The following is a 12,788-nucleotide window of genomic DNA, read 5'->3' as shown; positions in this document are numbered from 1 at the left end:
CCCTCACCGCGCCTACTCAGGTTCCCACTCGGTCACGGTTGCCTGGTTGATGCCGTCGGCGCGAAGCACTTCCAGCACCGCTTCGCTGACCACCAGCATCCCGGCCGCGATTCCCAGGTCGTCCACACCCGGCTCCCCGTCGACGAGGAGCCACCGGAGCTCCGGCGGCTGGCCACCGGGGTTGAGGATGTGGAACTGCTCGTGTGGCGTCACCTGTGCGTCAGCCAGACGAAACCCGGTGAAGCCCGCATCCTGCAGCTTGGCGGCCGTTGCCGGCACGATCAGGAACACCGGGTCCGCCGTCACGATGCAGTCACCGAGCCAGTCGTGCACCTTGTAGTGCACGTGCGTGACCGTCATCGGGATGACCGTGCGGTCGTAGACGGTGTCCGGACCGAGGCCTCCCGACACCTCTGGCTCGATCTCGTAGTAGCTGCCCACGTTCAAAACTCCGTTCAACGCACCCGCGGTGTCATCCAGTTTCCCAGCTCGTCATCGACGTAGGTCACGTAGTCCAGGACCTCTTGTCGGGTCGGCGTGGTACCGGCCAGTCGGTGCGGCCGGTAGAACTTGTTCCACAAGATCCTCACGGCACTCAGGTGCGCACGCCTGTTGTGCGGCCCGTCCTTGAAACCTCGCAGATTCTCCCCGGAGTGGATCTCATCCTCGGTGAACAGTCCGGGGTACTTGTTGAGCACTTCCTGCTCGATGGCGTGGTGGACCCACAGCCCTTCCGCGTCTGGGTCGATTCCGGTGTGTTTCTTGAAGTTGGCTCGGTAGTTGGTGCTGCCGTTGGCGTTGCCGACCGACGCTTCCTTGCGCACCGGGAGGGTGCTGCCGAGTTGCGGCTCGTCCTGGCACTTGACCTTGGTGACCTCGTAGTTGTGGGTGAGTACATCGGCTCGCCCGGCACCCACGTAGTAGGTGTGCAGCCCATCGACCGTCAGGTTGTAGACCCTGCGGTCGTGGTCGGTGAAGGGCAGCGTCAGGACGACCGTGGCAGACCGGTTGTCCGCCGTGAGGAACCGGTAGCCGGGCTTCAGGTCCTCGGCGTTGACCCACTTCTGCAGGCTGTCCACCCAGAACGGGTGCTCGTCGGTCGCAACCATCGAGCCCACACCGGACTTGTCCGCGACCCAGATCTTGTACAGCTTGCTGTCGGCCTTGTGCGAGCGGACGTCGGTGACGGTCTTGGTGGTCGTCTGCTTGGTGGTCGGGTCCGTGGCCACCACCGAGTCGCCGATCTGCACCGAAGCAATCGTCTTGCGCGAGCCGTCGGCCATCAGGACCGGGGTGGACGCGGCGAAGCTGTTGCTGTCGGCGGTCACCGGCGGCCGGATCGGGCACGAGGCGCCGCCGGAGGCGTCCTGCTTGGCCTCCTTGCCCTTGTCTCCAGGGCGCTTCCTCTTCTTGCCACCGCTGGCCAGATCGAGGATGTCCTCGGCGTACGGCACCCCCATCGTGGCGAGGGTTTCCGCCACCTGGGCCTGCGCGGCCTCCTTCACGACCTCCTTGCCGACACCGAGCATGGCGGTCTTGATCGTCTCGTAGACCTTGTTGAGGTCCTGGACGTTCGTCACCGCGGTCTGCACGATGCGGGCCGGCGCGTTCGGCATCGCCGAGATGATGTTCTTGGCGTTGGCGATGCGCGGCTTCAGTGCCGCCTTGAGGGTCGGGATCGGGTTGGACTTGACCGCGCGGGCGACCGCTGACTTGGCGGCCGCGGTGCGTTTCACCGCCGCCTGGTAGGCGGCTCTGGCCGCGGCAGCCTTACGTGCTGCTGCTTCCGCTGCCAGTTTGCGTGGATCAGGCAGACCCTTGCCCGCGGATGGGGCGTCGCCCTTCTTCAACGGCATGCCGTCCGGGCCCTTACCGGCACCAGGACCGTCGGGGCGCCGCGGGTGCGGTGCGTCCGGCGTGCGCGGGGTGGGCACGTTGTCGGCGCCGCGCATGGCGTCGTAGCCGCGGTTGCCCCACTTCGCGGCCGTTGCGCCCCAGCCGCCGAACGGGATCATGCCCGCTGCGGAAAGGGCCGCGTCCGTGTAGTTGCCCTCGGCGAGGTACCAGACGGCGTTGATGCCGTCCGCGATCTCACCCAGGCCTGGCACCAGGCCGGCCACGTCCAGTGCGGTGTGGCCGATCGTCGAGATGTTGTCGCCGACCCACGAGAGCGCGTCGCTGAACCAGCCGTGGCCGTCGGGGTCGAAGCCGTTCAACGGGGAGCCGACCCCGTAGACGTAGCGGTTGAAGCCCGCCGAGCCTGGACCGCCCTGGGTCACCGAGTCACGCGACGTGAACGAACCCGACGAAGGCTCGTACCAGCGCGCGCCCATGTTGACGTGACCGCTGTCGGGGTCGGTCCAGTCGCCCTGGAAACCGACGTTCCGCTTCGTTCCCGAGGTTGCCGTCGGCTTGCCCCACGGGTCGTACGAAACCGAGTCGCGCACGTCCGCGGTGGTCGCGTCCAGCCCGGCGACCACGTCGCCGTGCTTGTCCGACACCAGCAGACGCTTGTCGGCACCCGAACCCAGCGACAGCAGTTCGCCGAACACGCCGCGGCCGTACGTCGAGTCCGTGTCGCTGACGGCGTCCATTGACGGACCGGCGTACTTGAACTGCTTGCTGCCACGCGAAGTCGGGCGGTCGAGGCCGTCGTAGGCGTAGGTGGCGTTGCCGACCTTGATCAGCCGGTCGAAGGCGTCGAAGTCGAACTTCTCCTCGAAGCCGGAGGAAGTGCGCGACGCACGCGTGCCGCGAGCGGTGTACGTGTAGGTGTAGTCGCCATCGGACGTCACCCGGTTCCGCTCGTCGTAGACCGCGGTCTTGGTGCCGTTCTGCACCCGGTTGCCGGACTTGTCCCAGGCGTACGAAACCGTGTTCCCGCCAGAGGACCACGTCTTCGTGCGGCCGAGGTCGTCGTAGGTGTAGGTCTGCTCGCCCGCACCCGCGGTCCCGGCGGTGGTCTTCTTCGTCAGCCGGTCCACGAGGTCGTACTCGTAGCCGATCGACGAAACGACCGCGGCAGCCGCGTTCTTGATGACGTCCGACGACTCACGGCCGAGGTTGTCGTAGCTGAACGTGCGAACCCGGCCACCGCCGTAGTTCATCGTCTCGAGCAGGCCTGCGGTGTTGTAGCCGTACGCGACGAGGCCACCGGTCACGCCGTCCTGCACCGAGGACAGCCTGCCCTTGTCGTAGTTGAACAGGGCGTTGCCGGACGCGTCGGTCCGCGACTTGAGCCTGCCCGCCTCGTCGTAGTCGAACGTGGCGTCACCGGACGGGCCGTTCGCCGAGGTCAGCAGACCCCGGTTGTTGTACCCGTAGGTGTTCACGCCAACCGGAGCGCTGATCGTCTTCGTACGGCCGACCGCGTCGTACGACACTTCACGATCCACAGTGGACACCGAGGCGCCGGCGCCGGTCTCCTTGGTGAGCCTGCCGAGTGCGTCGTACGTGCGGGTGCGGGACACGCCGCCGGGTGCGGTGAGCACCGTCGGCCTGCCGTTGCCGTCGTACGAGGCGGTCCACTTGCGGTCCGCCTCGGCCGGGTGCGCCGTGGTGGACGGCTCGATCACCGACTCCGGCTTGCCCAGCGAGTTGTACGTGTAGAACGTGCTGTTCCCACGGCCGTCGGTCACCCGCGTGCGGCGACCGGAGGTGTCGTAACCGAACGACGTCGTGATCGTCTCGGTCGCGGACACCGGCTCCTCCAGCTTGGTCAGCTGGCCGAGCGCGTCGTAGGTGTACTTGGTGACCTTGTTCAGCGGGTCGGACGAGGTGATCTGGTTGCCGGCGATGTCGTAGCCGTGCCGGGCGGTGCGCAGCGTCTCACCGGTGGGCGCGATCGACACGTCCGCGATCTTGTTGCCGGCCTGGTCCATGCGCTGGTACTGCGCACGGCCCTGACCGTCCTTCACGTACACCTGGTTGCCGAAGCTGTCGTAGCCGAGCTGCATGACCACGCCGGCGGGGTCGGTGACGCTGGTCTTCTGCCCCAGAACGTCGTAGCCGAACCTGGTCACCTCGTTCTTGGGCGAGGTGACCGTCTCCAGGTTGCCCCGCGCGTCGTAGCCCAGCTTCGTCTCGTACGCCGCGGGCTGCGGCGTCGTCTCCAGCACGGTCTGGGTGACCGGGCGCGAGAACTGGTCGTACGTCGACTGCTTGACGCCACCCGTCGGGTCCTCAGTGGACAGCAGGTCGCCGTTGTTGGTGTAGGTGTAGTACCAGCTGCCGCCCGCCTCACCGGGTGCGTCCGGCTTCGGGTCGCGCTTCTCGACCAGGCGCCCGCGCTGGTCGTAGTACATCCGGATGATCGCGCCGGACGGGTCGGTGGTCTTCACGGCACGACCCATCGGGTCGTACTCCGCGACCACCGTGGCGACCTTCGTCTCGGTGCTGCCCGGCGCCTTGTAGCCAGGCGACTCGGTGCGGACGGTGCGGCCCGCCTTGTCGTAGGCCATCTTCATGACGTCACCGGCGGGGTTGCGCACCTCGGTGACGTCACCGAAGGCGTTGTAGCCGGTGACGGTCGTCGGCCGGGTGACCGACGGCGCCTTGCCGTACTCCTCCGTGGTGACCGGCGGCGAGATCGTGGTCGTGGCACGGCCGCGCTCGTCGTAGCGGTACTCGGTGGTGTGGTCGGCGGGCACGCCGCCGGTGACGTTGCCGCGCGGCGCGATCACCGAGGTGACCTTGTCGCGGTCGTCGTAGACCCGCTTGGTGGACACCGGGCCGTTCGGGCCGTTCAGCGTCTCCTTGGTCTGCCTGCCCCAGGTGTCGTACTCGAAGTCGACGACCTCGGTGAACGAGGCACCGAACGGACCCGTGTTGGAGAACGCGCCGCTCTTGGTGACCTTCGTGATGTTGCCGCTCAGGTCGTAGTTGTAGTCGGTGCGCCTGCGCAGGGTGTCCGGCTCCTGCACGGAGGCCTTGACCCGGCCCGTCACGTCGTACTCGTGCGTGGTGACCTTGCCGCCCAGGCCGACCTGACGGGTCAGGTTGCCCGCGGCGTCGTAGGTGTTCTGCTGGATCGAGACGAACGGGGTCGTGACCAGGTTGTCGGCCTTGGCCCTGATTTCCTTGACCAGACCGTCGTTGTAGTACGTGTAGTGGGTCTGGCGGCCCATGGCGTCGAGCTGGAGCACCAGCTTGCCCGTGTGGTCGTACTGGTTCGACTCCAGCACCAGGTCCGGCAGCGGCTCGTCGGGGTCGAGCGGCTCGACGCGCGACGCGCCCGGCGTGATCGCCTTGCCGTGCCAGCCGACCAGCCGCACCTGCGACACCTTGTTGCGCGCGGTGTAGGTGTAGACGGTCTTCACGCCGTTCGCGTCGACCGCCCACGTGCGGTTGCCGAAGTTGTCGTAGCCGAACGACGCCTCGTTTCCCTCCGGCCCGATCGTCTTGGTCATCCGGCCGTAGTCGTCGAACTCGAACGTCGAACGGCGCGGGTTGCCGGGGTCGGCGGAGTCGACGAGCTCGGCGACGGTGGTGTTGCCGTCCTCGTCGTACTGCGTCTTCGCCGTCTCGGTGCGGGTCTCGCCGGTGACCGCGTTCTTCACCGCCGGGTAGGTCAACTCGACGACGCGGCCCAGCTTGTCGTACTTGTACGTCGTCGTGGCGCCCGCGGGGAACGCCGTCGAGTACTCGGTCGCGGTCTTCTTGCGGCCCAGCACGTCGTAGGTGAACACCGTGCGCAGACCGGACGGCGACTTCGTCTCGGCGAGATCACCGTTGGCGTAGTAGCTGTTGATCGTCGTCGCGCCGCGCGGGTCCGAAGTGGACTTCAGCAGCCGCGCGGGCTCCTTCGCCGTCGTGGAGCCATAGGCGAGGGAGTTGCCGTCGGTGTACGTGTGGAACGTCGTACCGCCGTCGGGGTTCGTCTCTTCCGCCAGGTCGCCGAAGCTCGTGTACACCGACTTGGTCAGGTACGTGTTGTCGGCGGGGCCGGACGAGCGAGCGTCCCGCGTCTCGATCAGCTTGTCGGTCTTCGGGTCGGTCGGGTCCGCCGTCGGAGCCTGGTAGGTGTAGTGGGTCGTCTGGCAGTTGTTCTCTTCGCGGCAGCTGATCTTCTTCGTCAGGTTGCCCCGGTCGTCGTGCACCAGGGTGGCCTTGTTGCCGATCTCGTCGGTGATCGTCTGCTGGAAGCCCGACTCGTCGTAGTCGAACAGCCGGACGCCGAGGGCCACCACGAGGCCGTTGCAGGTGATGTTCCCGTCGGGGTTCGTGGTGCAGTTGCGGCCGATCACGTCTTCCGGCCTGGTCGCCGCGCCGAGCGGCGTGACCTGGCGCAGGATGCGGCCCTTGAGCCCGTCGAAGTCGAAGTACTGCGGTCGGCCGCCCGGATCGACGACGCGCACCGAGCGGATGATGTTGCGCTCGTCGCCGCCGATCGTCGGCACGCCGAGCTGCCAGCGACCACCGTCGCTGTCGACGTACTCCTTCATGCGGTCGTGCACGTGGTCGTACGAGACCGACGCGGTGACCTTCATGCTCGGCAGGCGCACGGTGGTGATCTGGTTGCCCGGCTTCTGCGCCAGGAAGTGCGTGCGCACCTGGTTCTCACCGAGCGGGCGCGCGTAGAACGCGAGCTCGTCGACGTGGCCGGAGAAGTGGGTCCTGCCCGCGGCGATCCCGGGGAACGCGCCGACCGTGTGCGCGGTGCCGACGTACGCGTACTCCAGACGCGGGTGGTCGATCACGCCCTCGCGGCTGCCGATCTTGACGCCGTCGAGGTACAGCGACTGGGTGGCGAGCGATCCGGACAGCACGACGTGGTGCCAGTTGCCGTCGCGGACGCTGCCGGTCGAGGTGATCGGGTCGATCCGCCCGTTCCAGAACTGGCCGCGCAGCTTGCCGTCCGAGTCGACGTACAGCACCGGCACACCCGCGCCGGGCGTCTGGTCGACGACCTTGTCCTGGTAGCTGAACAGCGGACCGGCCGAGGTCGTCTTGAACCACAGCTCGACGCTGAGGTCGCGGTGCTTGTTGACGCTCTGCTCCGGCAGCTGGACGTAGCTCGTGCCGTTGAGCTCGACGGCCTTGTCGTCGCTGCCCTCCAGCGCGCCCGGCCGGCCGTAGTTCGGGCCGATGTTGACGAACTTGGCCTTGTCCTTGCCCAGCTTGACGCCGATCTGGCTGCCCGCGTCGTCGCCGCCCGCCTCACCGAGGCGCCAGTAGGAGTCCGGCCGCGAGTCGAGCACGACGCTGCGGTAGTGCGAGCCGTTCTCGTACTCGTAGCGCGTGCACTTCGCGTCCGGGTTGCACACCTCGAGCAGCCGGTCGCCGTCGTAGACGTACTTCCACTCGAGCGTCGCGCCGTCGACCGGCTCGGTGCGGACGTACTCGACGTGGCTGCCGTCGGCCTTCCACGCGAACGTCAGCGTGCGGTTGCTGGTGCGGCTGATCGTCTTCCACAGCTTGCCCGCTGTGTCGTACTGCAGGTCCACCAGACGACCGGCACTGTCCTTGATGGACGCGACGGGGCCGTCGAAGCGGAACGTGTAGACCGTGCGGTCCTTGTCGATCAGCTGCCAGCCGTTGTTGTTCGGCAGGCCGGTCAACGTCGCGGCGCGGCCGGGCGGCGGGGTGTAGCTGCCGTCGGGGTTCTGGCCGAATCGGACCTGCTGGCCGTCCGGGTAGGTGACGATGACGTTGCCAGAGCCGTCGGCGTCCGGCTGCACCCGCATGTCGTAGCGGGAGGACCAGCCGCTGCCGAAGGTGAGCTTCGCCCGCGGGTCGAGGCTGTTGTACGTGCGGGCGACGTTCAGCTCGGGGCCGACGGTGCCCGCGGCCGCGTCGATGGCCGCGGTCGTGTAGTTGCCGACCATCGGGTCGAAGCCGAGACCGTTGCCGGTGTAGGGCGCGTTGCCCATCCGCGAGGTCACCTCGGGCTGCGGCACCGAAGTGATCAGCGCGGAGAACTTGATGCCCTCGCTCTCCGAGGTGCCGTCGTACAGGAACGTGCGCCAGTAGAAGATCCGGTCCCAGCGCAGCTTCCCGGCGGGGACGGTCCAGTAGACGTTGTCGAGCCAGCCGGAGTCGAAGCAGTTGACCGGGTTGCCGGCGTCGTCCTGCTCGCAGACCTGGAACTTGTACTTCAGCGGGTCGTTCTCGTGGTCCTCGCCCTTCGCCCACAGCTGGGGCTGCAGCGTCTCGACGCTGGCACCGGCGAGCGGGTACTGACCGGTGACGACCGGCGGGATGTTGAAGACCTCCAACGTGATCCGCGCGGGCGCGACCTGCTCGTCGGTGAACGTCAGGTCACCGCGGCGCATCGTGAAGTCGAGCACGTAGCTGCCGATCGGCAGCTTCTCGATGTTCGCCTCGATCGTCGCCTCGCCGCCCCTGGGGATACCGCCGGCGGGCAGCTGTGCGGCGACCTTGACGCCCTGGTACTCGTTGTTGGTGGCCTTGAAGAGCTTGTACGCCAGGTCGTACTGGCCCTGCGGCCAGTCGTAGGCGCTGGTGTTGGTGACCTTGACCTTGACCTTGCCGCCCTGCTGGCTCGTGACCGGCGGCTCCGGGATCGGCTGGTCGATCTGGTACTTCGCGTTGTACGGGCTGTGCGTCACGAACAGCTTCGGCGGGTTCGCCGAGTTGCCGGTGAAGCGCTTGAAACCGCTGTTGTTCGCGTAGGTGCCGGCGCGCAGCGCGATGCCGTAGTCGGCGGCACCGGTGGCCCAGCCCTGCACCATCTGCTCGCCGGCGATGCCGAGATCGATCAGCTCGGGTGCCGCGGGGCAGGGAGAACGGGTCTGGCCGACGGCCATGAAGCCGTGCGAGAAGGAGGCGCCCGCGATCGCCGGACTCATCGCGGGGCCGTCGGCACCGCTGGTGCTCCAGGGCGCCGCGACCCGGTGGACGGTCAGCGGCTGCGGCTTGCACGTCGTCGAGTCGAAGTTCACGACCTGCAGCTGGGCACCGAAGATCTTGTGGTTGCGCAGGGAGCTCGCGATCGCGGGGAACTGGATCAGCGAGGTGTAGCGCACACCGCCGTTGTTGCCGATGAGCAGCTCGGTGGGGTTGGTGATGCGGCCACCGCTGCTGGTGACCTGCATGCTGCTGAGCTTGCCGGAGGCCTCGAAGACGCTCGGGTCGACCAGCACCGGGTACGCACGTGCGGGGTCGTCCAGCCACGCCGAGTCGAGCGAGATGCGCAGGGTCTGTCCGTTGTCGACGATCTCGTAACGGACGCCGTGGGAGATGGCCGCCGCGGCGTCCTCGCCCCGCACGGACGAGTCGATCATGTAACCGGCCGGGATGCGCAGCTTCTCGCGGCCGTCGTTGTCGACCAGAGACACCGCACCGTCGACGACGCGTGCCTTGAGTCCCTTGAGACGCAAGGGGAAGTCCCACGTGCGGGCAGCGGCGCGGTCGCGCAGGACCAGCGTCTCCTTGGCGCCACCCGCAACGGACTCGATCTTGAGATCGGTGTGGTCCGCGACGCCGGGGTACGTGATGGTTGTGCCGTCGATTTGTCCGGCCACGTTGCGCGCACCGCGCATGCCGTAGGCGAACTCGTGGGCATCGTCGAGCTTGAGCCTGACGAGGTCGGCCGCGCCGGCCGCGTTCGCGACGCGCAGGTCGACCCCGTCGGATCTGTTGCGCCACTGCCCGTTCTCGGCGACCAGCGCCGGGTCGATCTGCGCCCAGGTGCCGTCGGGACGCTGGTAGTTGATCGGCGCGTCGCTGAACTGCGTGGTCAGCGTGCCGTCGGCGTTGCGGTACGTGCTCTCGTGCGTGCCGCGCTTGTCGACCAGCTCCTTGCTGGTCTTGGCGTTGAAGCCGGCCGGCTTGACGGCGGGGTCGACGACCTTCGCGGCGTTGCGCACACCGTCGGTGGCCTTCTTGTAGTCCGGGACGGCGTACTTGGACTGCTCCGAGACGGGCATGCCCCGGTTGCCCTCACGACTGTCGCTTTCGGACTTGAGGCCGTCGGCGCTACCGGAGTCCTGTTTGGACGCCAGCGCGCGGGCCTTCTCGAGCTGCTCGGCGAGCGTGCCACCGCCTGACGACCACGGCCAGAGCGGGAACCCGGGGCCGGCGACACCGGCGACCAAGGTGACCGTGAGCAACAGGCCCAGGAACGGCACCAAGAACATGGGCGTGCGGAAACGCCCGGCGCGACGGCCGACCATATTGATCTTTCCCCCAGGTAGTGCCGTGTTGATGCAGGCGCCGGGCAGCATAAATCCGTAAAAGAAGCTTTTACAACCCCTGTAAGTCTCATCACTTTGCGTAACGAAATCGGAGTTGGCCGTCCCGCTCACTTGGCTCTCCCAGACCTGACATCCGTCTGGTACAACCTGCGAAGTCGGCATCCATGGGGGATGACAGCAACTACCGGACGCGTGCCACGCACGCGTGTTTTCGCGTGTCCGGGCAAGGGACTCAGCTATGAGAAACCGGTCGCGCCGGCCGTTGAGACGGTTGGTGCAGATCTCGCTCGCCGCGATCCTGGGGATCGTCGGTCTGCCCATCGTCTCAAGTGGCGGCAACGTCGCCAACGCCGTCGAGGTTCCGCAGTGCGCGGCGACCGCGAACGTCTTCGTCGGCATCGCCAACAGCGACGACTTCCGCCTGCGCAAGCTCAACGAACCCGCCGGGGGTTACGACGACTGGTCCGGTGACAAGAGCATCGCCTCGGGCTGGAACATCCGCTTCATGGCGGGCCCCAACGGTTATGTCTGGTCCATCCACAACAACGGTGAGCTGCGCAGGCACCGCTGGAACCCTCAGACCGAGGACTGGGACGACCACGGGAACCACCAGCTGATCGCCACCGGTTGGAACGGCTGGGACCTGCCTCAGTACAAGTGGCGGGTGACCGTCGACGCCGACAACAACATCTTCGCCGCGGAGTCGAGCGGCGACCTTGTGATGTACCGGTACAACGAGACCACCAAGGTGTTGTCCCGCAAGGTGATCGGCTCCGGGTGGGACAAGTACGACCAGCTCTTCTCGGCCGGTGCCGGTGTGCTCTACGCCAGGGACCCGAACGTGTCGGGCGGCACGCTCTACCGGTTCCACTACGACGTCGCCTCGGACACGTGGCTGCAGCGGGACAAGATGGTCGGCTGGGGCTGGGGCGGCTACCAGCAGCTCGCCTCGCCGGGCGGCGACATCATCTACGGCAAGTTCCCCAACGGGGAAACCTGGTGGTACCGCTACGTTCCCGACCAGAGCCACCCCGAGCAGGGCTACTTCGCCAACAACGTGTACGGCAACTGGAAGGAACGCGTCGCCGGCTGGACCAACGTCGAGCAGATCGCGCCCGCGATCGACTCGTGCAAGACCGGCACACTCGCGACCGACGTGGAATGCAAGCCCTCGGCCAACATCTGGGCGTCCTTCACGGACAACACGATGCACCTGCGTCCGCACACGGAGGCCGAGACCGGTATCCGGAGCTTCGACGCGGACAGCGTCGTCCCCGCCGGCTGGAACGGTTACCGCTTCATGGCCGGTGCCAACGGCTGGAAGTACTTCATCAAGCCCGACGGCGAGTTCCACCGGCTGAGGTGGAACGGCACCGGCTGGGACAACAACGGCGTCAGCACGCGGATCGACACGAACTGGGGCGGCTGGGACCTGCCGCAGTACCACAACCGCGTCACCGTCGACAGCAACAACCACATCTACGCCGCGTTGGCGACCGGTCGGCTGGAGCGCTCGGTCTACGACGAGCAGGCCGGCACGATGACGAAGGAGATCATCGACGACGGCTGGGGCAAGTACGACCAGGTGCTCGCCGCGGGTGACGGTGTCCTGTACGCCCGCGACCCGAACGTGAGCGGCGGCACGCTCTACCGCTTCCACTACGACTGGAAGAACCGCCGCTGGATCCAGTACGGGCAGCAGATCGGCTGGGGCTGGAACGGCTACGAGCAGATCCTGTCTCCCGGTGGGGACATCATCTACGGCCGCAGCGGGCCGGACATGTACTGGTACCGCTGGGACAACGTGAAGAACGACATGGCGCTGAGCTCCGAGGGCAACTGGAAGGAGTACCTCGCGTGGTGGCCCGGCACCAAGGAGATGATGGTCGACGTCGACTCCTGCAAGGTGAAGTCGCCGGAGGTCGTGACCCCGCCGACGAGCGTCCCCGCGCCGCAGAACGAGCGTCCGCAGATGATCTACAACCCGACGCGCACGCAGTTCGAGGTCAGCTACGTCGATGACGCGGGCACGTTGTTCTGGGGTTACCAGACGGTTCCCGGTACCGAGAACATGGCGTTCCAAGGGTTGTCGAGCACCGGCTTCACCGGCCGCGCCTCTCTGGCGCAGCGGGACGACAAGAAGACCGTCGTGATGGGCTACGGCACCAACGCACAAGCCAGGGCCTACACCCAGCTGACGCCGGGCGACACCAAGTGGAACGCACCGGCCGGCGTGAACGGAGCGTTGTTCAGTGCCCCGATCCTGGTGCGCGGCAACGACAAGCTGCTGACCGCGTTCGCCGTCGACGGCAGCAACAAGCTGTGGTACGCCACGCAGTTCACTGCGGACGGCGCGTTCCGGTCCTGGCGTCAGGCGACCGACACCGGTGACTACGCCATGACGGGTGACATGACGGTCGTGCCTGCTGGTGACGGCTTCGAGATCGCCTACCGCGACCCGCAGAACGCGATCGCGGTGAAGCGGTTCGTCAACGGTGTTCTCCAGGCCAAGCGGACCGCTCCGGGTGTTGTCGGTGCCGGTGTGCCGGGTGCGGTCGTGTTCTCCGACGGCAAGGTGCAGCTCGCGGTCCGCGGCACGGACAACAAGGTGTACACGCAGAAGGAAGGTGC

General features: G+C 67.1%; 3 protein-coding genes. 1 reads left to right on the top strand and 2 read right to left on the bottom strand.

All coding sequences use genetic code 11. The annotated features are described in order from the left end of the window. Positions 1-12: 12 nt before the first annotated feature. Positions 13-459: an immunoglobulin domain-containing family protein gene (locus tag DI276_RS44080; protein ID WP_198681278.1), complete on the bottom strand. Its 447-nt coding sequence runs from the start codon at positions 457-459 to the stop codon at positions 13-15. Then, positions 456-10,136: a LamG-like jellyroll fold domain-containing protein gene (locus DI276_RS44075; RefSeq protein WP_198681277.1), complete on the bottom strand. Its 9,681-nt coding sequence runs from the start codon at positions 10,134-10,136 to the stop codon at positions 456-458. The genes DI276_RS44080 and DI276_RS44075 overlap by 4 nt, the downstream gene beginning before the upstream one ends. A gap of 259 nt (positions 10,137-10,395) precedes the next feature. Between DI276_RS44075 and DI276_RS44070 the strand changes: the two genes are divergently transcribed. Then, positions 10,396-12,788: tachylectin-related carbohydrate-binding protein (locus DI276_RS44070; RefSeq protein WP_269814363.1), on the top strand; the 2,393-nt coding region annotated here is incomplete at its 3' end.

It is taken from the genome of Lentzea terrae (assembly GCF_003265345.1).
Classification (GTDB): domain Bacteria; phylum Actinomycetota; class Actinomycetes; order Mycobacteriales; family Pseudonocardiaceae; genus Lentzea; species Lentzea terrae.
This window is presented reverse-complemented; position numbering and strand designations above follow the sequence as displayed.

Coding starts and splice junctions, on each gene's coding strand:
- DI276_RS44075 (WP_198681277.1), bottom strand. CDS start 10,136: ATGGTCGGCCGTCGCGCCGGGCGTTTCCGCACGCCCATGTTCTTGGTG.